Here is a 22024-nt window from a genome sequence, read left to right as displayed (position 1 = left end):
GGGCGGTGGGTCCGCGCGTTGCCGATCTTCGACTCGGGCTTGGCGTACCGCGGATCGGCGGGTGGGCACACCCCTGTCGGCCCCCGTCGCCGATCCCGGCCGCCGTGACCGGTGAGCGGGGGGAGAGAGAAGTGGGGAGAACTTCGCCGATGCGTCCGCTGGCCTGTCTGATGTCGCTGGTACTCACCGTGCTGCTCGCCGTTCCCGCGGCTGCCTCGGGCGGGCACGGCAGTTGCTACAAGCGGATGAAGGTCAAGAAGGCCGGGCACAAGAACCGCGTCGTGCTCGTGAAGACGCGCTGCTCCAAGAAGGGGCCCCGGGGGGCCAGGGGCATCCCGGGCGCCGACGGAACGGACGGAGCGGATGGCGCTGACGGCGCGGACGGCACCGACGGCCAGGCCGGGCAGAACGGCACCAATGGGTCGACCGGTCCGCAGGGCCCCGCCGGCCCGCAGGGGCCCAAGGGCGAACGCGGAGCACCGGGGTTCGTCGGCGACTCCTTCCAGGTGCCGGGCGCGGCGGTGACCGTGCCGACGACGGGTTCGGCCATCGCCTTCGGCGGCGCGTGCCCGTCCGGCGCGATCCTGGTGGGCGGCGCCTTCACCGGGTCCGCCCCGCTGCTCCTCCAGTCCTTCCAGTCATCGGGGCGCCTCTGGCAGGGGGTCTTCGCGCAGTCCGGCACGGCGCCCGCGAGCGTCACCGTCTCCTCGGTCTGCGTGCCGACGACCGCGTCCGCCGCCGCGGCCGCCACCGGGAAGGGCGCCCTTCCCGGGCGGGCCGCGGCCTCCGACGACCGGACGGACGCCTCGGCGCCCGAGCGGCCGGAGGTAGGCGCCCCGGCGTTCACCGGCACCGCCAGAGTTCATCTCGCCGAGGGTTTGGTCCCCGTCGCCACGGGTCATCAGTGACGTGGCCAGAGCACACCGGAGATCCGTTGAACGCCCCGAACGGCAGGCAGCCATGAGCGTGGACACCGAAGAACGGGAAGACAAGGCGATGGAGGCCGTGAAAGACCGTCTCACCAGGATCTTCGCCGACGCCCATCCGCGTGACGAGGTGATCCAGACCGTCACCGCGATCCACCACGGCTACGACGGCCGCCCGATCCGGGACTTCGTCCCCGTCCTCGTCGAGCGCTACGCCCGCCAGGAACTGAAGACGCCCTGAGGACGAATCCGGTCCGCGAGCCGAGACGGGCCGCGGACCGGTCGGCCGGGAGCTCGTAGGCGATGCGGCGCGGGTGCCCGAGCGGGGCTCACCGGCCCCGGGCGCGGGTCGCGTGCAGGGACGCCAGGAGCTGGAGCCGGTCGGCGTCGGGGCTGTCCGGCTCGGCGGTGTAGACCAGCATGACGGGACCGGGGTTGCCGGGCAGTGGATAGGTGTCCCAGTCCAGGGTGACGTCGCCGACCTCGGGGATCCGGAAGGTCTTGGTGCCGCTGACCGACGCGCGTACGTCGTGGCGGGCCCACAGCCGGCGGAACTCGGCGCTGCGGATGCTCAGTTCGCCGACGATGGCGGTGGCGCGTGGATGGGTGGGGTCGGTGGCGACGGCGGCGCGCATCATGCCGATGTAGTCCAGGGTCTGCCGTTCCCAGTCCGGGCAGTTCCGCTCGCCGGTCAGGGTGTCGTCGAACATCAGCAGGAGCATGTTCAGCCGGTGGGGCGGGCGGGCGCCCGGGTCGCCGAGCAGCGCCTCCGCCATCGGGTTCCAGGCGAGCAGGTCGAGGTGCCGGCCGAGCACGACCGCCGGGGTGCCCATCACCCGCAGCAGCCGCCGGGTGCCGTCCGGCACCCGCTCCGGACCGTGGTCCACCCGGTCGGGCACCGGGCGCCGGGCGGCGTGGGCGAGGGTGAACAGGTGCCGGCGTTCGTCGTCGTCGAGGACGAGTGCGGCGGCGAGCGCGTCGAGGACGTCGTCGGACGGACGGACCGGCCTGCCCTGCTCCATCCGCTGATAGTAGTCGGTGCTCAGCCCGGCCAGCAGGGCCAGCTCCTCGCGCCGCAGCCCGGTGACCTTGCGCCGGCCGCCCGGCTCCAGGCCGACGTCGCGCGGGCGCAGCCTGCCGCGCCGGGCGCGTAGGAAATCACCGAGTTCGCGGGCGTACGGATGGGTCATGCCGCAAGTGTGCCTGCGCACCGGGTGCGCAAGGTAGGTCCGGCAGTCCTAGGCGACCTGGAGCGACCGAGCCCGCCCGGCCCGCGCCTAACGTCGGCGGCCACACCGACTTCCCTAGGAGCCACGGATGATCACCCGTACCGCGGACCGCATCCCCGACCAGAGCGGCCGGACCGCCGTCGTGACCGGCGCGAACTCGGGCCTCGGCCTGGTCACCGCGACCGAGCTGGCCCGGCACGGCGCCCGGGTCGTCCTCGCCGTCCGCGACACCTCCGCCGGTCGGGAGGCGGCCCGCCGGATCGGCGGCGACGTCGAGGTACGGGAGCTGGACCTGGCCTCCCTCGACTCGGTACGCGCGTTCGCCGCGAGCCTCACGGCCGACCACCCGGCGATCGATCTGCTGGTCAACAACGCGGGCGCGGTCCTGCTCGGGCCGCGCCGCACCACCGCCGACGGCTTCGAGCTACACCTCGGCACCAACATGCTGGGCCACTTCGCGCTGACCGGCCTGCTGCTCGGCAACCTGGCCGCGGCGCGGGAATCCCGAGTCGTCAGCCTCAGCTCGATCACCCACAAGAACGCGCACCTCGACTTCGCCGACCTGATGTTCGAGCGCGGCTACCGGGCCGCCCCCGCCTACGGCAGGTCCAAGCTCGCCACCACGATCTTCGGCGTCGAGCTGAACCGCCGTCTGCGCGCCGCCGGATCGCCGATCGTCAGCACGCTGGCCCACCCCGGCCTCACCCGCACCAACCTGACTCCGCGTGCCTGGGAGCACCGCGGCCGCCTCGGGCAATTGATCGCACGGTTCGGCCTTCTGGTCACCCAGCCGGTAGAGCAGGGCGCGCTGCCGCAGTTGCGCGCCGCGACCGAGCCCGATGTGCGCGGAGGCCAGTTCTTCGGGCCGGCCGGACTCTGGGAGACCCGGGGGCGGGTCACCGAGGCCCGGCTCGGCCGGGAAGCGGCCGACCCGGCCGTCGGCGCGCGGCTCTGGGCGGCGGCCGAGGAACTGACCGGCGTCAGGTACCTCTGACCGGGCCCGCGGGCCGAGCCACGCGCCGGAGCCGGGCCCCGAACCGGTGGCCGAGCGCGGCGGGCGGCGGGTTCAAGGGTTGGGCTGGAGGGGGATCGAAAAGTCCGTCATGGTGGTAAGCGGGCGCATAGGCTACTTTTTAGACCGTCTTAACCGGGAATGGGGTGGATGGTGTGGCTGTCGTTCCTGCGGCGGTGAGCCTGCGCGGCGTCGGGCGGAGCTTCCCCGGCGTGGGCAAGGGCGGGCCGCACGCGGTGCTGGACTCCATCGACCTGGAGATCGCGCCCGGCGAGATCGTCGCGCTGCTCGGGCCGTCCGGCTGCGGCAAGTCGACGCTGCTCCGGCTGATCTCCGGCCTTGACACACCGTCCGAAGGGCAGGTGCTCCTGGACGGCAGGGGCGTCGAGGGCGTCGATCGGCGCACCGCCATCGTCTTCCAGGAGCCGCGGCTGCTGCCCTGGCGCGACCTCGCCGGCAACGTCGCCCTCGGCCTGCCCAAGGGCCGCGACCGCGCGGACGCCGAGCGCTGGCTCGACCTCGTCGGGCTCGCCGAGTTCCACCGGCACCGGCCCCGGCAGGTGTCCGGCGGCATGGCCCAGCGGGTCGCGCTGGCCCGCGCGCTGGCGCGCGACCCCGGCGTCCTGCTGCTCGACGAGCCCTTCGCGGCGCTCGACGCCCTCACCAGACTGCGCATGCAGGACCTGCTCGACGAGGTGCGCGGCGCCAGCACCGTCGTCATGGTCACCCACGACGTCGGCGAGGCCCTGCACCTCGCCGACCGGATCGTCCTGCTCAGGACCGAGTCCGGCGGCGCGGTCATCCACTCCGTGACCGAGATCCGCGAACCCCGTCCGCGCGACCGGGGCGGCCCCGCCCTGGCCGCGCTCAGCGCCGAACTCCTCGAACAGCTGGGCGTCCCCAGCCATCACCCCCACGAACAGGAGCCAGCCCGATGATCAGAACGGCCGCCGCCCTCGCCGCAGTCGCCCTCCTCGCCGCGGGCTGCTCCTCCGCGGAGGAGGACGGCAAGCCCGAGGTCAAGCTCGACTACGCCTACTACAACCCCGCGAGCCTCGTCATCCGCGAGCAGGGCTGGCTGGAGAAGGACGGCCTCGACGTCACGTGGGTGCTGTCGGCCGGCAGCAACAAGGCCAACGAGAACCTGCGGGCGGGCACCGTCGACGTCGGATCGACCGCGGGCGCGGCGGCGCTCCAGGCGCGCGCCAACGGGACGCCCATCAAGGCGATCGAGATCTACAGCCACCCGGAGTGGACCGCCCTGGTCACCGGGAAGGACTCCTCGATCACGTCCGTCGCCCAGCTCAAGGGCAAGAAGATCGCCGCGACCAAGGGGACCGACCCCTACTTCTTCCTCCTGCAGTCGCTCCACGAGGCGGGGCTGTCCGGCACCGACGTCGAGGTCGTCAATCTGCAGCACGGCGACGGAGAGGCCGCCTTGAAGCGCGGCGACGTCGAGGCCTGGTCGGGACTCGACCCGATCATGGCGAAGTCCGAGGTGGACTCCGGGTCGAAGCTCTTCTACCGCAACACCGGGTTCACCTCCTACGGGTTCCTGAACGCCAGGGAGGACTTCATCGAGGACCACCCGGACCTCGCCCAGAAGGTGGTGGACGCCTATGAGAAGGCGCGCGAGTGGATCACCGCCAACCCCGACGCGGCCGTCGCGCTCCTCGCCAAGGAATCCGGTGTCACGCCCGACGTGGCGAAGGTCGTGCTGACCGAGCGCACCGACCTCACCGTCAGCCCGGTTCCCGGTGCCGCGCAGCGCACCGTGCTGGAGCGGATCCTGCCCGTCCTGGTCGACGAGGGCCAGGTGAAGGACGAGTCCTCGGCCAAGACGGCACTGGACACCCTCTTCGACCCGCAGTTCGCGCAGAAGGCCGACGCTTCGTGAGAGTGCCCGTCAAGGGGCTGGTCGTCCCGTTCGTCCTGCTCGTCCTCTGGCAGGTGGCGGTGACGACCGGCCTGTACGGCAGGGAGCAGCTTCCCCCGCCGTCCGACCTGGTCGACGCGGCGGCGGAGCTGATCCGCCGCGGCGAGCTCTGGGAACATCTCGCGGTCAGCGGCCGGCGGGTCCTCATCGGATTCGTCCTCGGCACCGCCGCGGCACTGGCGCTCGGCGCGCTCGTCGGCATGGTGAAGCCGGTGCGCGAGCTGGCCGCGCCCACCATCGCCGCAGTGCGGGCCGTGCCGTCGCTGGCGTGGGTCCCGCTGCTGGTCCTGTGGCTCGGCATCGGTGAAGGCCCCAAGATCACGCTGGTCGCGATCGGCGCCTTCTTCCCCGTCTACACGACGGTCTCGGCGGCCCTCGCCCACGCCGACGCGCACCTGCTCGAAGTGGGCCGCGCCTACGGCCTGCACGGCCCCACCCTGCTGGGCCGCATCCTCCTGCCGAGCATCGCCCCCGCCGCCTTCGCCGGCCTGCGCCTCGGCCTGGCCCAGGCGTGGCTCTTCCTGGTCGCAGCCGAACTCATCGCCTCCGCCGCGGGTCTCGGCTTCCTCCTCGTCGACAGCCAGAACACCGGCCGCACCGACGTCCTCCTCCTGGCGATCCTCCTCCTGGCCGTCCTGGGCAAGCTCACCGACGCGGCCCTGGGCCTCCTGGAACGCCGCCTTCCCGTCTGAGGGCGTCCGTCTCGGCGACAAGGGGCGCGCTCACGGGCTTGACCTTCAAGTCGGTCGAAGCTCGACGATGGCGGAGCGCCGGACCGACCCGGCGCGGTTCCACTCCGCCCGAGCAGAGACGACGGGGAACACTCTGATGACCACCCCTTCCACCGACCCCGACCCGACCATGGAAGCCATCGGCCGAGCCGTCGCCGAAGGACACGCCGGAGACACCGCCGCCGCCCGCCGCGAACTCCTGGCCCTCTGGTCCGCGATCGGCCCCACCGGCGACCCGCTGCACCGTTGCTCACTCGCCCACTACCTGGCCGACCTCTACGAAGACCCCGCCCAGGCCCTGGCCTGGGACATCCGAGCCCTCGACGCCGCCGACGCCCTCACCGACCACCGCGTCCAGGAACACCACGCCACCCTCCAGATCGCCGCCTTCTACCCGTCCCTCCACCTCAACCTCGCCGACGACTACCGCCGCCTAGGCTCCTTCACCGCCGCCACCCACCACCTCACCGCCGCCCGAACCCACGCCCCGACCCTCCCCAACGACGCCTACGGCACCATGCTCCGCACCGCCCTGGACCAGATAGCCGAAGCCATAGCCCACCAAGACACCACCAAACGCCCCACCTCCCCGGGCCCGACCACCTGACCCGGGACACCCGCCCGGGGTGACCGAGCCCGGGCAGGTGTTCCGTGATCGATCGGGACGTTGTCGGGTTCGAGGTCCCGGTGGACGACGCCCGCGCCGACTCGGCCTTCCAGCAGCCATCGACCGATCCGCTCGGGGCCGCCGTCGGAGTGCGCTGCGGGGTGGGTCAGGTGGGGAGGAGGGCGTTGGAGACGCGGATGGGGTGAGGGATCAGGGCGTTGGCGTGGAAGAGGTCGGCGGCGTGTTGTTGTTCGGCGACGAAGTCGGGGGTGATGGGGAGGAGGCCCCAGGGGCGGGTGCGGAGGGCGTGTTCCCAGGCGTCCAGGTCGCGGCCGTCGGAGGCGGCGAAGAAGGCGGCGGCCTCGCGCGGGTGGGCGGCGGTCCAGGCGTCGGCCTCCTGGAGGGCGGCGACGATCGCGGCGAGTTCCGCGGGGTGGTCGGTGGCGAAGTCGCGGCGGGTGAACCACAGGGAGCGGTGGCTGAACAGGCCGTCGGTCTCGATCAGGGTGCGGACCTCGGTCTGCGCCTCGACCTCGGTCAGGTAGGGGTAGGAGCCGACCCAGGCGTCGACCTCGCCGGACAGGAACCGCTGCGCGGCGTCGTCGTAGACGTCGACGGGGACGATGTCCCTCCAGCCCAGCCCGGCCTTCTCCAGGGCGAGCAGCAGCAGCGTCGTCTGCCAGGAGCCGTGGCCGAGCGCGACCTTGCGGCCCTTCAGGTCGGCGACGTCCCGGATGCCGGAGCCGGCCTTGACGACGAGGCGTCCGTTCTCGATCCGCGGTCCGGAGATCGCGACGTAGACGATGTCGCGGCCGAGGCTCTGGGCGGTGACCGGCGGGGTGGAGCCGGTGCCGATGAAGTCGTAGCCGCCGTCGAAGAGGTGGTCGCTGTGCACCGACGGCAGCCCCCGCGTGGGGTCGACGCGTTCGCCGGACGGAAGGTCGCGCAGGTTCACCCACTCGACGTCGGGGATGGTGCGCTCCAGGATCCCGAGGTGGCGCAGCACCCAGAGGGAGTTGTTCTGCGGGAAGTATCCGACGCGGACGGTCATGACAGGGGTCCTTTCAGGAGGGGCAGTACGTGCGCGCCGATCCGGCGGGCTTCTTCCAGATGGGGCATCCCCGCGAGGATGAGGGCGTCGACGCCGAGCGCGAGGAGTTCGTCGAGCCGGGCCGCGACCTGGGCGTAGGAGCCGACGAGGCCGAACGCGGGGCCGTCGCGCAGTTCGCTGAAGCCGCCCCACACGTTGGGCTGGACCTCGCGGTCGCGGAAGCCGTCGCCCGCGCCGTCGAGGAAGGATCTGCCGCGCCGGACGCCGACGGAGTCGCCGTGCTCGGCCGCGCGCGCCGGGCGGGCGGCCCAGCCCTGACGGATCTCCTCCCACGCCTCGTCCTCGGTCTCACGGGCCAGGACGTCGACGCGGACGGCGAACTTCGGCGGGGTCTCGCTGTGCGCGCGGACCAGCGCGAACTTCTCGGCCAGCGCCTCGAACGGCTCGAGCCAGGACAGGTAGTGGTCGGCGTGCCGTCCCGCGGCGGCGATCGCGGCGGGGGAGGAGCCGGAGAAGAAGATCTCCGGGAAAGGCTGGCCGCGCAGCCAGTCGGGCAGCCCGGCGTTCTCGACCTGGTAGAAGCGGCCTTTGTGGTCGAACGGGCCGTGCCACACGCCCTTGAGGACGTCCAGGAACTCCGAGGTCCGGTCGTAGCGGTCGTCGTGGTCGACCTTGTCGCCCCACCAGAGCTGCGGCGGCCCGCCCCCGCCGGAGATGATGTTGAAGACGACCCGCCCGCCGGTGGCGCGCTGGAGCGTCGCGGTCATCCGCGCGGCCTGGACGGGGTGCAGGAACCCGGGCTGGAACGCGATCATGAACCGGTAGGCGGACGTCTCGGCGGCCAGCGACGCGGCGGCCGCCCACGGGTCGTCGGTGTGCGGGAACGACGGCATCAGGCCGCCGACCAGCCCGGCGTCCTCGGTCGCGAGGGCCACCTCGGCGAGGTAGTCCAGGTGGCCGAACCCGTCGGGCGCTCCGTCGCGGACGCCCGGCGCGATCCGGCCCGGCGCGTCCGGGGCGAAGCCGCCCCGGCTGTTGACGCGGTGGCGTAGCGAGGTCTGGTCGCCCTCCATGTGCAGGCGCCAGTAGAGGTCAACCACGGACGGTCTCCTTGTCTTGCCGGGCGAGCCGGGCGAGCCGGGGGATCAGGGACTCGCCGAGGAGATAGGCGGCGTCGGGCAGCGGCTCGGCGTCGATCAGGAAGACGCCGACGCCCCGGTCGACCTGTTCGCGGATCGTGGCGGCGGTCGTGTCGACGTCCGCGAGCCTCAGCCGCAGGCCGAGCGTGACGCCCGGAAGGTCGGGGATCTCCTGGTCCGCGGTGTCGAGGACGTGGACGTCGGCGTGTTCGGCGGACAGCCGGAGCGCCTCCGGCGACGAGCCGGAAAGGTACACGCGCGGGAACGGGCCGGGAGAGGCGGGGAATCTGAGCCCGCCGGCGAGCACCTGGTAGAACTCGCCCTCGAAGTCGAAGGACGGGGCGTGCCAGACGCCCTTGGCGATCGTCAGGAACTCCGCGGCCCGCCGGTACCGGTCGGGGCCTTCGAGGAAGTCGCCCTGGGCGCGGGCGACGTCGCGGTCCAGGTCGACGGCGATCTTCCAGTCGAGCCGTCCCGCGGAGAACCGCTGGAGCGAGGCCGACAGCTTCGCGGCGTAGACGGGCGTGGTGACGGCGGGGTGGAACTCGGCGGTGACCCGGGCGTGGCGGGTCGCGCGCAGTGCCCCGGCGGCCGAGACCAGCGACTCGACGCCCTCGGGATCGAACGGCACGACCAGCCCGGCCAGTCCCGCGAGGTCGGCGGCCTTGGCGGCCCGCCCGACCGGGTCCCGCCGGGCCGGGCGGACGTCCGTCACGAACCCGGGCAGGTCAGGACGGTCCGCGAAGCGCGTCGGCGCCAGCACATGGATTTCGGCGCGGCTCACAGGGAGACGTCCTTTCGTACGGGCGCCCCGGCGACGCCGAGGTCGGCGAGCAGGTCGGCGCGCAGTTCCGCGACGTCGTGCTCACCGGACGGCTCGACCCGCCGGTCGGTGATCAACCGTCCGTCCCGCAGGACGAGGACCCGGTCGGCGAGCCGGACGGCCTCGTCGACGTCGTGGGTGACCAGCAGGACGGCGGGCCGGTGCCGCCGGACGAGCGCGCCGATCAGGTCCTGCATCTGGAGCCGGGTCAGCGCGTCGAGCGCGGCGAACGGCTCGTCGAGCAGCAGCAGGCGCGGCTCGCGCACCAGCGCCCTGGCGAGCGCGACCCGCTGCGCCTCGCCGCCGGACAGTGTGGCGGGCCAGGACCTGGCGTGCCGTTCGAGCCCGACCTCGGCGAGCGCTTCGAGTCCCCGTCCGCGCGCGCCGCGCGGCTGGCCGATGACGACGTTCCCGAGCACCCGCTTGGACGGCACGAGGCGCGGTTCCTGGAACACGACGGTACGTTCCGGCGGGACCAGGACGGTGCCGCCGTCGGTGCGTTCCAGCCCGGCCAGGATCCGCAGCAGGGTGGTCTTCCCGGTGCCGCTCGCGCCGAGCAGCGCGACGAACTCGCCCTGCGGGACGTCGAGGTCGACGCCGTCGAGGACGGCCCGTCCGTCGAACACCCGCCGGACGCCGCGGACCTCCACCGCCCGGCTCATCGGACCGCCACCTGACGCCGCCACGGCATGATGAGCCGCTCGACCAGGCGGACCAGCAGGTCCGCGGTGAGGCCGAGCACCGCGTACAGGATGATGCAGACGACGAGGATGTCGGTGCGCACGTAGTTGAGCGCCTGGTTCATCAGGTGGCCGAGCCCCGCCGTCGCGTTGATCTCCTCGGCCGCGATCAGCGCGATCACGCTGATCGTCAGCGCCAGCCGGGCGCCCGCGAGGATCGAGGACAGCGCGCCCGGGAGGATCACCTCGAAGACCAGGCGCGGCCCGCTCAGCCCGAACGTCCGGGCCGCCTCGACGACCTTGCGGTCGACGTTGCGGACGCCGCTGTGCACGTTGACGTAGGTCGGGAACGACACGGCGACCGCGATCAGCAGGATCTTCGAGGACTCGTCGATGCCGAACCAGACGATGAACAGCGGCACCAGCGACAGGAACGGGACCGCCCGCAGCATCTGCACCGAGGAGTCGACGAGTTCCTCGCCGAGCCGGGTCAGCCCGCTGATCACCCCGAGCACCAGGCCCGCCGAGATGCCGAGGGAGAGGCCGAGCCCGGCCCGGGTCAGCGAGACGCGCAGCGCGTCCTGGAGCTGGCCGTCGCCCCACAGCTCACCGAACGCGCCGCCGACGTCGCCCGGCGAGGCGAGCACGTCGGGCCGGATCCAGCCGCGCGCGGACCCGGTCCACCAGAGGGCGAACAGGGCGATCGGCCCGAGGGTCCGCAGCGCCAGGGACAGGCCGGGACGCCTGGTGCGCGCCTTCGGCGGATCGGGGGCGACCAGGCCCGCGATCCCGGGCGCGGTCTTGGTCGTGGTCGTCGTCATGACAGTCCGACCAGCGTGTGCGCGCCCACGTCCACCGGCTGCTTGATGACCTTCTGGTCGGTGAAGAACCGAGAGACCTCCGCGAACCGCGCGACGTCGTCGGCGGTGACCGGCCTGACCGGTTCGGTGCCCTTGAGGAAGCCGAGCGTGACGTCCTTCAGCTTCCCGGTGACGGCCTGCGGCCCGGCCTCGGTGTTGACGTTCACGAACGGGGCCGGGTCGGCCTGCTGCTTGACGGACCCGTCGTGCAGGTAGTTCGTGAGGACCTTCACCACCTCGGGGTGCGCGCTGTGGAAGGCGTCGGCGACCACGTAGATCGTGTAGTTGTCGGAGTCGATCGCGGCGCCGTCGACCAGCAGTTTTCCGCCGGCGTTGGCGATCGCGGGCGCGGAGTAGCTGTTCCAGGTGGCCCAGGCGTCGACCTGTCCGGAGTTGAACGCGGCGGGGGAGTCGGTGGGCGGCAGGTAGACGCGCTTGACCTTGTCGACCGGCACGTTGTTCTTCTGCAGCGCCTTGAGCAGCAGGTACTCGCCCGTGCCGCCCTGGTTGACGGCGACGGAGCGCCCGGCGAGGTCCGCGACCGAGGTGATCGCGGAGTCCGCCTTGACGAGGATGCCCTCTCCGGCCGCGGGCGGCTGCACCGCGAAGATCTTGAAGGTGGGCTTGACGGCCAGCGCCCCGATCCCGGAGGTGATCGAGCCCGTCGCTATGTCGAGCGACCCCGCGTTGATCGCCTGCGCGGCCGGTGCGAACGGGCCGAACTCGCCGGCCCATTCCACCTTGGCGTTCACCTCGGCGAGCGCGGCGGCGAGCGTGCCGTCCTTCTTCCCGACGGCCAGCGGGCCGGTGTTGCCCGGGTCGGGGATGCGGATCGTGATGCTCCCCGACGACTGCGCGCCGTCGTCGGAGCCGCCGCCGCACGCGGTGAGGCCGAGCAGCGCGGTGAGTCCGGCCGCCAGCAGAACGAGGGGCTTCATGGGGTCTCCTTGTTGATCAGTTCACGTGCGGCGGTCAGGGGTGCCGGGTCGGCCCAGGCGTGGACGTCGACTGCTGTTTCGAGGAAGCCGTGCGCCCGCAGGAAGCGCTCCTGTTCGGCGAGCAGGCCGAGTCGTTCGTCCGAGAGGTCGGGGTGGAGGGGCTGGTGGACGTAGGCGCGGGCGACGGCGTCGCCGCCCGCGCCCGTCTCGGCGGACAGGATCCGGCGGAGCTCAGTGGGCTCACGCGCGGCCCAGTCGGCGGCGCGCAGCAGCACCGCGAGGAACCGGACGACGAGTTCGGGCCGCTCGTCCAGGAGGGTCTGGTGGACGGTGATCGGCCGCGGGGTGCCGTTGTTGATCCGGGCCCGGCGGTCCGGCAGCGCGTCGAGGTCGACGGCGACGTCGGCGTCGTGCCGGAGCGCCGCCTCGACGGCCAGCGCCCCCTTGACATAGACCGCGTCGACCTCGCCTTTCGCCAGGGCCGTCAGCTCGGCCTCCCACTGGGGCGCGTCCTTGGCGGCCTCGACCTCGACGAGCACGGCGTCGGCCAGGTCGCGGCCGTCGGCGCGGAGGGCCCCGGCGAAGCCGTGCAGCGCCATCGCCCGCCAGAAGTCGATGGAGATGTCGCGGCGGGGCACGGCGAGGCGCAGCCCGTCCAGGGACGTGACGGGCTCGCCGCGCCGGGTCAGGATCGCCTGGCGTTCCTCGATCCAGGTGAGCCCGAGCAGTCGCGTGCGCTCGCCGCGCGCCCTGGCCCACAGGGCGGGAACGTTGCCGCCCTCGCGGAAGAGCCCGGTGAGAGCGTGCGTGTAGTGGGTCTCGGCCTCGTCGGGGGAGACGCCGTCCTGGAGGGACCGGACGGCGATCCCGTCGGGGGCGAACTCGGCGGAGAGCCAGCCCAGGTCAGCGGCGATTCCCGTCGCGGTGGGGACCGGACAGCGGGTGAACCAGAGGATCGGTGGAGCCATGCCGAGAGATAATCACTACCATTCAGGTAGGACAAGTTTAGTCCCGCGATACGGGAAGGTGCACGATGACGCAGGGAACACAGTCCGTCGACCGGGCCCTGGCGGTGCTGCGCGCGTTCCGCGACAGCGGGCCGACGCTCGGCGTCTCGGACCTGGCGCGGCGCCTGGAACTGACGACCTCGACCGCGCACCGGCTGGCGCGTTCGCTGGCCACGGCGGGCTTCCTCGAACAGGACGCCGCGGGCGCCCGCTACCGGCTCGGCCCGTCGGTGGCCGAGCTGGGCCAGCTGAGCTTCCACCAGCGCGGACTGCACCGGGCCGGGCCGGAACTCGCCGCGCTCGCCAGGGCCACCTCGGCCACCGTCGACCTCGCCCTGCGCTCGGAACGGGAGGTGCTCATCCTGGTCGGCGACTCCGTCCGCCCGGACACCGGCCTCGGGCTGCGTCGGCCGCTGCACTCGACGGCGCTGGGCAAGGTCCTGCTGGCCTGGTCGCGCCCGAGCGACCTCACCGAACTGGGACCGCTGCCCGCGCTGACCGACCGCACGATCGTCGACCCCGCGGAACTCCGGGAGGAACTGGCCCAGGCCCGCGAGGACGGCTACGCCGTGAACGACGGCGAATCGCAGGCCGGCGTGCGAACCCTGGCCGTCCCCGTCCTGGACTGCCTCGGCCACGCCCGGTACGCCCTCGCCGTCCGCGCCACGCCCGCGGTCATCACCACCGCCCGGCTCGCCTGGTTCGTCACCCGCGCTCTGGCCTGCGCCCGTGCGCTTGAGGTACTGCTCCTTCCCCCGGAGGAACGCTGGATCGGCCACCCCGGCTGACGCGCTCAGAGTGGGGTGATGGTCAGCTCTCCACCACGTAGTACTCGTACCAGGGGCCGGATATGTGTTCGTAGTCCAGGCTCTCGAAGCCCTCGCCGAGGGGCGGGATGGTGCCGGGGCCGTCCGGCGCGTAGATGAATCCGGCGTGGGCGAAGATGAAACCCGTGCCGGCGACCTGGAGGAGGACCGCGGTGCCCTCCCGCATCGGCTCCTCGATCTTGTAGAGCCCGGCCCTGCCCGGCTCGCCGCTCTCGGCGATCCTGCGAAGGTCGTCGTCGATCGCGCTGAGCAGGACCCGTTCCGGCAGATCCGAGTCCGTCGTCGCGAAGCTCGCCGCCAGGATCAGCACGGGCAGGGCCAGCCAGATCGCCTGCGGCCCGGCGCGGAGCGCGCGCACGACCGTCACCGCGACCACCAGCGACACGCCCGCGAAGAGGGCCAGGACCAGCGCCAGGGTCAGCAGTCCGTCGGAGACGGTCGCCGACCGGTACAGCAGCGCGCCGCCGGCGACGAGTGAGGCCGCGCTCAGCACCGCGGCCTTACTGATCATCTTCATCCCCGCACCCTAGAGGTCCGGGGTGCCGGCTCAGAGGGTCATGGCCTACAAGTGGGTGCGGGTCCAGTCGGCGAAGGTGGTGACCGGGATGCCGAGCGCCTGGGCGAATTCGGGGCGGGCGGGCTGGAGGACGGCGTTGGTCCATGCGTGTCCGGCGCCCCAGGCGGGCATGCCCGCTGCGAGGGCCTCCTCAAGGGTCATGGACGGGGCGGAGACCGGCACGCCCCACGCCGTGGACAGGGTCCGCGCGATCTGGGTCAGGCTGAGCAGCTCGCCGGCCAGTTCCAGCTCCACCTCGTGGAAACGGTCGGGGTCGGCGATCGCGTGCGCGGCGGCCGCGCCGATGTCCTCGGTCGCCACCAGCGCCAGCCGGGTGTCCGGCTGCAGGACCGTCAGCAGGCCGCCGCGGGGTCCGTTGGGGGCGAGCTGGGGGAGGTTGTCCATGAAGAACGCGGGCTTGATGATCGTCCACCGCTCGAAGCCCGTGCTCCGCACCTTGTCGATGATCGCCTGCTTGGTGGTGAAGTAGCCCTCCATCGCGGCCCAGCGGCCTTCCGCCCAGCCGGGGGCCCGGGTGTGCTCGCCGACCCCGCTCGTCGAGGACTGCACGAAGTGCCGCACGCCGGCCGCCACCGCGGCGTCGGCGAGGTTGACGGCCTGCGCCAGCTCCGCCGCGTGGTCGACGCTGGTCTCGGTCATCGGCGGCATCTGCACCGAGAACACCGCGCGGACCCCCTCGACGGCCGCGTCCAGGGAGGCCCGGTCGGAAAGGTCGGCCTTCACCAGTTCCGCGCCCAGGGCCTCGACGGCCCGGGCCGGCGCGGAGTCCGGGTAACGGACGAGTGCGCGCACGGGCGTGCCGGCGGCCAGGAGCGCACGGGCGGTGGCGCCGCCTTGACGGCCGGTGGACCCCGTGACCAGGACGGGTGCGGTGGCAGTGGTCATGATTTCTTGCTCCTCATGGATGGGAAGCTAAACGGCGGGGCCCGCCGTTTAGCTTCCGCTACGATATGGCGGGGCCCGCCGTTTTGCAAGGAGAGCGAGATATGACCGGTCAGCGTTCGGACGCCCGCCGCAACCGCGAGCGGATCCTCGCCGCGGCCGAGGCCGAGGTGGCCGCGCACGGAGCCGATGCGTCCCTGGAGCAGATCGCCCGCGTCGTCGGCGTCGGTTCCGCCACCGTGCGCCGTCACTTCCCCACCCGCCGGGCCCTGCTCGACGCCGTCTTCCAGGAGCGGATCGGGAACCTGTGCGAGCGCGCCCGCCGCCTGGGCGAGGCCGGCGACAGCCGCGCCGCGCTCCTGGACTGGCTCCGTGACCTCGTCGCCTATTCCGTCTCGGCCCGCGGGCTCGCCGAGTTCCTCACCTATGAGCCCCCCACCGACGCGCCCGCGTCGCACTCCTGCGGCAACGCGCTCGAGGCGGCGGGCACGCCCTTGCTCCGGCAGGCGATCGCCGACGGAGCGGTCAAGCCGGACGTCACCTTCCACGACCTGCTCACCCTCGCCGTCGGCATCGCGCTGGCCACCGAACACCACGGGGACCCCGCCTCCCAGGCCGAGCGCCTGTTCCACCTCGCCGTCGAAGGAATCAGCCCCACCCCCGGACCGGCCGCGGTCTAAGATGTCGCGACATGGCGGAACTTGCTCAGGTCCTCGGGCGCTGGAGCGCGGCCGCCGACATCGCGGTCGCGGACGAGCCGACCGCCCGCCGCCTCGCGGACGTCTTCATCGAGCGGGGCTACACCCAGGTCCTGCTCGCCCCCTGCGCCTACCGCGGCCGCTGGGGCGACGAACAGGGCTGGCGCGTCCTGGCGTGGGACGACGGACCCTACCCCGATGACGACGTCGAGTGGTGGACGGCCGAGGAGCGCCGGTTCGTCGAGCGGTTGAAGGACGCCTATGGAGTCCGCCACCCGAGCCCGCCGGAACTCGGCTCACTCGACGGGTTGCTCGTCGACCGGACGACCGAGGAGGTGCGGGAGCTCCGCCTGGCGTCCTTCGCACACACTCCGCCCCGAGCCCGGAGCGCCGTGGTCGCCCGGCTGCTGGACCACGGACCCCCGTCTCCGTCGGGCGAGGGCGAGCCGATCGCGCTCACCGGACTGGACGACGTCGACTGGTCGGCCCTCGACCACGCCTACGGCTCCGCGGACGACACGCCCGAGATCCTCCGGGCGCTGGCCGCCAACGACGAGGGCTGGTCGGACGCCGCGTACGAGTACTTCAGCGCCATCGTGCACCAGGACACCGTGTACCCGGCGACGGGGCGCACCATCCCGTTCCTGGTGCAACTCGCGCTCTCGCCGAGTCTCCTGCCGGAACGCCGCCTCGAACTCCTTCGGGACCTTCTGTACATCGCCGCCCAGAACACCTGGGCGCTCTGCGAGGCCGACGGTAACGGCCCGGGGGCACTGACGACGCGTGCCGTCGCCGAGGCGGTCCCCGACCTGCTGACCCTGTGGGAGCGGGCGCCGCAGGCCCACAGGGCCCGGTTGCTCCTGCTGGCCACGCTCGACCCGTCGGCGGCGGTGCCGCACCTCGGGCGGTTCACCGAGTTCCGCGCCGAGCTGGACGGGCCGAGCCCCACCCTGGACCTCGCCCTGGCGCTCATCGCCCAGGACGAGCCCCGCGCCCAGGACCTCGCACTCCAGACCACCACCTGGGACGTCAGAACCCCGGCCTGCCTCGCCGAGGATCTTCCCCTCAGGGCGCGCCTGATCAACGTCCTCCTTCACCTCGCCGATGACGAACTGGGCTGAGTCTTCGAAGCACTAGGGAGTTCCCCAGACGAGGGTCTCCCAGGCGACGAACTCGTTCGCCTGGCGCTCTTTGCGCTGTTTCAGCAGGACCTTCCGCGTGTTCGGGAGCGCGACGGACTTGTGGTACTGGGTGTATCCGATCTCGAGCGCGCCGGGAAGCATGCGGTCCTGGAACGCGCGCCCACCGCAGAGCTGCCGTGGCGACGGCTTCACCGTGTAGCGGGCATGGAATTCCATCGCGGCGGTCAGTCGCTTCTTGAGCCAGGAGAACTGTGCCCGGTCGCCCTGGATGCGTGCCGTCACCGCGGTCTCCAGGGCCGAGTCGATGCCGTAGCTGGGATGCTTCAGATCCCGGCACGTCTCCTGGGTCTGCCCCGACATATAGGCGCCCCGGTACTTCTCGGGAGCCGGGCACTCGGAGGGCGTGAGCGCGCCGGGGACCAGGATCAGCTGGTCGTCGGGATCGCCGTCGGGAATCTCGGGGCACATGTACCAGGACCGGTTGAGGCCCCAGGAACCGTCCACCGGCGGCCAGGGGTAACCGCTGCCGTTGTCGTCGCCCACCAGGTAGAAGTAGGCGGGCACCCGGTCGTGGAGCAGTTTGATCGCCTTTTTGTAAAGGGCGTGATCGTTGAGATAGACGGCCATGCCGATCGTGGCGTCCGCGGAGGCCAGATCCCAGTTGCCGTTCATCCCCTTCTGCGTTCCGCTCTTGACGAAGGGCACGTAGGCGCGCCGCAGCATGGCGCCGAACCGGGAGGCGCCCTGCCACTTCTTCCCCTTCGGCTGCGAATACCGGATGATCTCGGCGGCCTTGGTGAAATTGATCCCCGTCCAGGCGGCCTGGAGCGGGGCGTCGGCGTCGTGCGGCCCGCCGTCGCCCACATGCGTCTGCACCTTCGCCGAATAGGCGTCCAGAATCCTTTCGGCGGCGCGCAGATAGGACTTGTTCCGGCTCAGGTACCAGATCAGCGCGTCACCGTAGGCGGCCAGCGAATCGTTCCGCTCGTTCTTGCAGCCCGCGTCGCCGGTCACCTCCCCGTTCGGCAGGCACAGGATCCGCTCGAACGGATGCGGGATCCGCCCCGGCTTCGTCAGCGGATCCTTGCGGAGCTTCGCATAGGCCGACTTGAAAGGTTCCTTCTTCAAGTTCTTGCGCACTTTGTCCAGACGCTGCCGGTTCACGCCCACCCCGGGATGCAGGAACTCGGCGGCCGCGGAGCCCGCGACGGGTTCGACCTGCGCCGACTCCGCTCGATACCGGGGCAGGAGCACCGCGACGAGCGCCACCAGGAGCGCACACCCTGTCACGGCCAGCACGCACGCGCGCCTGTTCATGGCGGTCCTCGGTGGGTCTAGGGGGGCTCGGAATCGGCAAGTTTACTCAGCGCACCCGGACGATCCAGGGCTTCGCCGACATACGTGCGGTCAACGCGGATCCGGTCTGGGAATTCGGACACCGGCGGCGCGGAGCCTGCTCTCGAAGAGCTCCGTCAGCCGCACCGCGGCCGGTGTCCGTGCTTCGCCGTGCCGGGCGATGAGCGTGTACCGGGTCGCGGCCTCGGTGCGGGCCTGGAGGCCGGTCACGGTCTTCAGCAGCGCGGGGTCGGCGAGGTAGCGGTCGGCCGCCGCGGTGGCGAGTTCGGCGAGCCGGGGGTCGTCAGGTTCCCAGGTCGCGGCCTCGGCGACGCGTCTGGCCAAGGCGACGAGCCGGGTGTCCTCGAGCGCGTGCTCGAACTGGGCGAGGTAGTCGTCGAAGCCTTCCGGGACCAGTGCCCTGGCCAGCACCCAGCCCTCCCTGGTGGCCGCCACCTCCGCCGCGGGGAAGCCCAGGCCGGGCATCCGCGCGAGCAGCGCGACGGCCCGGTCGGGCAGCAGCGCCCGGTCGCCGTCGGCGAGCCGGTGCAGCGTGTCGCGCCGCGCGATCAGCTCCTCGATCCGGGCGGTGAGCTGCCGTTCGACGTCCGCGAGGGCGGCGGCGAACGGCTCGGCCTCGGCGTCGAGCAGGGGCCTGATCCCGGCGAGCGGCACCCCGGCGGCGGCCAGCGTCCTGGCCTGCACCAGCCGCAGCAGATCGGCCGATCCGTACCGCCGGTACCCGGAGGCGTCGCGGTCCGGCTCCTCGACCAGGCCGAGCCTGTGGTAATGCCGCACCGTCTTCACCGTGACGCCGACGAACGCCGCCGCCTGCCCGATCGTGACCCCTTCCTGCATCCGCTCATCCTGCCTCGTGCCGGGCCCCGGCGGCTACTCGCCCGGCCCGTCGTGGAACACCTCGGCGACGAGTCTCCGCTGGGCGTCCTGGAACGCCGCGGCGATGGACAGCTCGGCGTCGTCCACGCAGTTCAGCGCCGCGGTCAGGGTCCTGCCGCCGCCGGGCGTGCCGTACATCAGCGCCGCGTGGCCCACCGCGGCGCCGTTGTGGGAGATCAGGGTGCCGCCGTCGTCCGTGGTCAGCACGAAAACGCCCAGGCCGTAGTCCATGTTCGGGATGCCCGTCGGGTGCGGGGCGCACATCTCGGCCAGCAGCGGCGCCGGCAGCAGCCTGCCGCCCAGCAGCGCGGCGAAGAACGTGTGGAGGTCCCGGGTGGTGGAGATCATGTCGCCGCCGCTGGAGATCCAGGACGGGTTCTGGCGGGTGATGTCGACCGTCCTCTGCTCGCCGGCGTCCTCGTACCGGTAGTAGGCGTGGGCGTGCGGCTCGGGGATCTCCGGGGAAGCGTCCGGCACGATGGTGCCCGTCAGCCCGAGCGGCTCCAGGATCAGCCGCCGCATCTCCGCGGCCAGCGGCCGGCCGGTGACCTCCTCGACCAGCAGCCTGGCCAGCACGTAGTTGGTGTTGGAGTAGCTCCAGCCCGTCCCCGGCTCGAACCGCGCCGGCTTCGACAACGCCAGCTCCACCAGGTCCTGCGGCCGGTGGACCTTGAACCGGTCACCGACCCACGCCCCGCCCGCGGCGCCGTAGGGGATCGGGATCCCCGGCACGATCGTCCCGTCGTCGTTGACCTCACCGGTGAAGTTGAACAACCCGCTGGTGTGCTGCAGCAGCATCCGCACCGTGACCCGCCCGTCCACCCCGAACTCGGGCAGGTACTCGCTTACCGGGACGTCCAGCCCGACCCTGCCCTCCGCCACCAGTCGCAGCACCAGCGTCGCGACGAACGTCTTGGTGTTGCTGCCGATCCGGACATGCCCGTCCGCCGACGGCGCCACGCCTACGCCCAGCTCCGCCGTCCCGGCCCCACCGACCCACTCACCCCGCTCATCGCACACCCGCACCGAAATCCCCATGAACCCGGCCTCGACGATCCCCTCCATCACCTTCCGCAACCCCGCACGCCCCCGCCCACCGCCCACGGCGACCTCGGAAACATCGACGCTCTTGCCCTGCTCGGAAACCTTCGTCATGGCGAACCCCTTTCGACCCTGTCCTGCGCGGCACCTTGCCGCTGCGCCGACCCTCCACCCTGACCAAGGGTCAACCTCAACAGTGACCTGCCTCACATCCGCACCGACTGAGCCGGTCTCGTCGTCGTTGGGGTGGGACCCCGGCACATCCTTGCTGCCCTGCGGGACGCTCAGCGGGCGGGGGACTCCGGGGACGGGAGACCCCAGGAAGCCAGAAGCCCGTTCAGGGCGCGTCGTTCGGTCGCGTGGGAGTGCGGGAAGGCGGGGCGGCGGCCTTCGCGTAGGGCGGTGAGGTGGGCGTCGGGGTCGAAGGGGGCGTCGTCGGGGAGGGTCGCCAGGCGGGTGTGGACGGAGGCGAGGAGCAGCGGGTCGAGGGGGATGGCGTGTGCCGCCAGGTCGGCGGCCAGGGTCGGGTGGGCGGTGCCGGCGGTCAGGTGGGCGACGGCCGGGGCGTGCCAGCGCGGGTCGGCCAACGCGGCCAGGACGGTGATCGCGGCGGGCTCTTGCGGGGCGAGGGCGGCGAGGGCATCGGCGGCGCCGGCGGCGGAGGCGCCCGCCGGGATCAGGGCGTGCACGGCGGCCAGGCGCAGTGCCGGGCGGGGGTCGGTGAGGGCGCTCGCGACGTTGCGGGCGAGACGTTCCCGGTGCGGGGAAGGCAGGCGGTCGGGGCCGTCCGCGTGGAAGGCGCCGTGGGCGGCGGCCAGGGCGGCTCGCCGGACGGGTGCCGAGGACGAGGCGAGCAGGGCCGCGACGATGTCGGGTACGGCCTCTTGGGGGATGTTCTCGACCAGGTCGTCGACCGGATCCCAGCCCCACGGGTAGCCGAGGTTCATCGGGACGTCGTCGACGTCGCCCCGGTCCAGCCACGGATCGCCGCCGGCGAAGCAGTCCTTCACCGCGGCGGCGGCCGGGTCGCCCGGCCAGGCGGGGCCCGGACCCGAGGCGAGGACGGTCCGCTCCTGGCACGCGAGGGCCGCCGCGAGCGCCGCGGCGCCCCGGATCGCCGGGCGCTCATCCCCCAGTGCCTCCCGGATCAGGTCGTCGCCCCGGGACAGGACGGCCTCGGCGATGAGGAGGTTCCCCACGGCCGTCGGATCGTCCTCGCCGCGCAGACGGGCGCGGAGCGCCGGGACGGACTCGTCCGCCCGTCCGGGGCACTTGGCCAGCGCGTAGGCGGCGAGGCCGCGCACGAGGGCCTCGGGATGGTCCAGCAGCGGCAGGATCCGGTCGGCGAGCCCGCTCACCGCCGCGCGGACCTCCGCGAGCGACGCGACGGACGGGTCCACGATGTCGGCCATGTCGCCCAGCAGCCACAGCACGCCAGAGGTCGGCTCGCGGCCGTCGAGCAGCGCCCCGAGGAACGGGACCGCCGGTCCGGTCGCCGAGCACACCGACCCCTGGTGCAGGATCGTCCCCCGCAACGCCCCGAGCGCCTCCCACCCGTCCTCACCCCCTTCGGCGACCCGCCGCAGCAGCCCCGGAACCTCGCCCGCAGGCCCGTAGGCCCCCTCCAGGTCCTCCCACGCGACCGCGTCCAGCCCGTTCAGCACGCCGGCTCCCTTCCCGCCCCCA

At 72.6% G+C, this 22024-nt stretch carries 24 protein-coding genes; 10 read left to right on the top strand and 14 right to left on the bottom strand.

Annotated elements, in window-relative coordinates:
* Nucleotides 1-170: 170 nt before the first annotated feature.
* Nucleotides 171-908, top strand: coding sequence for a collagen-like domain-containing protein (locus tag EDD29_RS46405; RefSeq protein WP_148086057.1), 738 nt, complete (start codon nt 171-173; stop codon nt 906-908).
* 52 nt (nt 909-960) lie between these two features.
* Entirely contained in the window at nt 961-1167 is a 207-nt protein-coding gene (locus EDD29_RS22775; protein WP_123666363.1) for a three-helix bundle dimerization domain-containing protein, read from the top strand.
* 88 nt (nt 1168-1255) lie between these two features.
* Here EDD29_RS22775 and EDD29_RS22770 read toward each other — a convergent pair whose 3' ends face one another.
* Complete coding sequence (locus EDD29_RS22770) at nt 1256-2116, bottom strand: helix-turn-helix transcriptional regulator (RefSeq protein ID WP_123666362.1); 861 nt, start codon at nt 2114-2116, stop codon at nt 1256-1258.
* A gap of 127 nt (nt 2117-2243) precedes the next feature.
* Between EDD29_RS22770 and EDD29_RS22765 the strand changes: the two genes are divergently transcribed.
* From EDD29_RS22765 to EDD29_RS22745, 5 genes are all read left to right on the top strand, one after another.
* Nucleotides 2244-3149: an oxidoreductase gene (locus tag EDD29_RS22765; RefSeq protein ID WP_123666361.1), complete on the top strand. Its 906-nt coding sequence runs from the start codon at nt 2244-2246 to the stop codon at nt 3147-3149.
* A gap of 173 nt (nt 3150-3322) precedes the next feature.
* Complete coding sequence (locus EDD29_RS22760) at nt 3323-4105, top strand: ABC transporter ATP-binding protein (protein WP_211359843.1); 783 nt, start codon at nt 3323-3325, stop codon at nt 4103-4105.
* Nucleotides 4102-5064, top strand: coding sequence for an aliphatic sulfonate ABC transporter substrate-binding protein (locus EDD29_RS22755; RefSeq protein ID WP_123666359.1), 963 nt, complete (start codon nt 4102-4104; stop codon nt 5062-5064). The genes EDD29_RS22760 and EDD29_RS22755 overlap by 4 nt, the downstream gene beginning before the upstream one ends.
* Nucleotides 5061-5795: an ABC transporter permease gene (locus EDD29_RS22750; protein ID WP_123666358.1), complete on the top strand. Its 735-nt coding sequence runs from the start codon at nt 5061-5063 to the stop codon at nt 5793-5795. Before EDD29_RS22755 ends, EDD29_RS22750 begins: the two co-directional genes overlap by 4 nt.
* 136 nt (nt 5796-5931) lie before the next feature.
* The gene (locus EDD29_RS22745) at nt 5932-6441 is read left to right on the top strand and encodes a hypothetical protein (protein WP_123666357.1); all 510 of its coding nucleotides are present in this window, start codon (nt 5932-5934) and stop codon (nt 6439-6441) included.
* Nucleotides 6442-6607: 166 nt separating this feature from the next.
* Here the strand turns inward: EDD29_RS22745 and EDD29_RS22740 are convergent, their stop codons facing one another.
* The 7 genes from EDD29_RS22740 to EDD29_RS22710 are packed head-to-tail and all read right to left on the bottom strand — an operon-like array spanning nt 6608 to nt 12900.
* Nucleotides 6608-7492: an ABC transporter substrate-binding protein gene (locus EDD29_RS22740; RefSeq protein ID WP_123666356.1), complete on the bottom strand. Its 885-nt coding sequence runs from the start codon at nt 7490-7492 to the stop codon at nt 6608-6610.
* Nucleotides 7489-8592 carry an LLM class flavin-dependent oxidoreductase gene (locus EDD29_RS22735; RefSeq protein WP_246052940.1) on the bottom strand — a complete coding sequence of 368 codons (1104 nt, stop codon included), beginning with the start codon at nt 8590-8592 and terminating at the stop codon, nt 7489-7491. The genes EDD29_RS22740 and EDD29_RS22735 overlap by 4 nt, the downstream gene beginning before the upstream one ends.
* Nucleotides 8585-9415 carry an LLM class flavin-dependent oxidoreductase gene (locus EDD29_RS22730; RefSeq protein ID WP_211359842.1) on the bottom strand — a complete coding sequence of 277 codons (831 nt, stop codon included), beginning with the start codon at nt 9413-9415 and terminating at the stop codon, nt 8585-8587. Before EDD29_RS22730 ends, EDD29_RS22735 begins: the two co-directional genes overlap by 8 nt.
* Nucleotides 9412-10116 (bottom strand): ABC transporter ATP-binding protein, encoded by a 705-nt coding sequence (locus EDD29_RS22725; RefSeq protein ID WP_123666355.1) that lies wholly within the window; start codon nt 10114-10116, stop codon nt 9412-9414. Before EDD29_RS22725 ends, EDD29_RS22730 begins: the two co-directional genes overlap by 4 nt.
* Nucleotides 10113-10955 carry an ABC transporter permease gene (locus EDD29_RS22720; RefSeq protein ID WP_123666354.1) on the bottom strand — a complete coding sequence of 281 codons (843 nt, stop codon included), beginning with the start codon at nt 10953-10955 and terminating at the stop codon, nt 10113-10115. The genes EDD29_RS22725 and EDD29_RS22720 overlap by 4 nt, the downstream gene beginning before the upstream one ends.
* Entirely contained in the window at nt 10952-11932 is a 981-nt protein-coding gene (locus EDD29_RS22715) for an ABC transporter substrate-binding protein (protein ID WP_123666353.1), read from the bottom strand. Before EDD29_RS22715 ends, EDD29_RS22720 begins: the two co-directional genes overlap by 4 nt.
* Complete coding sequence (locus tag EDD29_RS22710) at nt 11929-12900, bottom strand: ABC transporter substrate-binding protein (RefSeq protein ID WP_123666352.1); 972 nt, start codon at nt 12898-12900, stop codon at nt 11929-11931. Before EDD29_RS22710 ends, EDD29_RS22715 begins: the two co-directional genes overlap by 4 nt.
* Before the next feature lie 65 nt (nt 12901-12965).
* On the opposite strand from EDD29_RS22710, the gene EDD29_RS22705 reads away from it, so the two are divergent.
* Nucleotides 12966-13727 (top strand): IclR family transcriptional regulator, encoded by a 762-nt coding sequence (locus EDD29_RS22705; RefSeq protein ID WP_123666351.1) that lies wholly within the window; start codon nt 12966-12968, stop codon nt 13725-13727.
* Nucleotides 13728-13749: 22 nt separating this feature from the next.
* Here EDD29_RS22705 and EDD29_RS22700 read toward each other — a convergent pair whose 3' ends face one another.
* A complete protein-coding gene (locus EDD29_RS22700; RefSeq protein ID WP_123666350.1) occupies nt 13750-14283 on the bottom strand; it encodes a hypothetical protein in 534 nt (177 codons plus the stop codon).
* 45 nt (nt 14284-14328) lie between these two features.
* On the bottom strand, nt 14329-15228 hold the full coding sequence (locus tag EDD29_RS22695) for an NmrA family NAD(P)-binding protein (protein ID WP_123666349.1): 900 nt from the start codon (nt 15226-15228) through the stop codon (nt 14329-14331).
* A 101-nt stretch (nt 15229-15329) separates the two neighbouring features.
* Between EDD29_RS22695 and EDD29_RS22690 the strand changes: the two genes are divergently transcribed.
* Nucleotides 15330-15905 (top strand): TetR/AcrR family transcriptional regulator, encoded by a 576-nt coding sequence (locus tag EDD29_RS22690; protein WP_123666348.1) that lies wholly within the window; start codon nt 15330-15332, stop codon nt 15903-15905.
* A gap of 11 nt (nt 15906-15916) precedes the next feature.
* Nucleotides 15917-17044, top strand: a complete 1128-nt coding sequence (locus EDD29_RS45580; protein WP_170201515.1) for a hypothetical protein — start codon at nt 15917-15919, stop codon at nt 17042-17044.
* 12 nt (nt 17045-17056) lie between these two features.
* On the opposite strand, the gene EDD29_RS22680 is transcribed toward EDD29_RS45580, so the two are convergent.
* The 4 genes from EDD29_RS22680 to EDD29_RS22665 all read right to left on the bottom strand — a co-directional run bounded on the left by EDD29_RS22680 (nt 17057) and on the right by EDD29_RS22665 (nt 22002).
* Nucleotides 17057-18382, bottom strand: coding sequence for an alginate lyase family protein (locus EDD29_RS22680; protein ID WP_123666347.1), 1326 nt, complete (start codon nt 18380-18382; stop codon nt 17057-17059).
* Nucleotides 18383-18472: 90 nt separating this feature from the next.
* The gene (locus tag EDD29_RS22675) at nt 18473-19258 is read right to left on the bottom strand and encodes a MerR family transcriptional regulator (RefSeq protein ID WP_123666346.1); all 786 of its coding nucleotides are present in this window, start codon (nt 19256-19258) and stop codon (nt 18473-18475) included.
* Nucleotides 19259-19291: 33 nt separating this feature from the next.
* Complete coding sequence (locus EDD29_RS22670; RefSeq protein ID WP_123666345.1) at nt 19292-20452, bottom strand: serine hydrolase domain-containing protein; 1161 nt, start codon at nt 20450-20452, stop codon at nt 19292-19294.
* Between the two features lie 170 nt (nt 20453-20622).
* Entirely contained in the window at nt 20623-22002 is a 1380-nt protein-coding gene (locus EDD29_RS22665; RefSeq protein ID WP_123666344.1) for a hypothetical protein, read from the bottom strand.
* Nucleotides 22003-22024 lie beyond the last annotated feature (22 nt).

The organism is Actinocorallia herbida, from assembly GCF_003751225.1.
In the GTDB taxonomy this organism is placed as follows: domain Bacteria; phylum Actinomycetota; class Actinomycetes; order Streptosporangiales; family Streptosporangiaceae; genus Actinocorallia; species Actinocorallia herbida.
The sequence above is the reverse complement of the archived record's forward strand: the minus strand, read 5'-3'. Positions and strand labels throughout refer to the sequence as shown.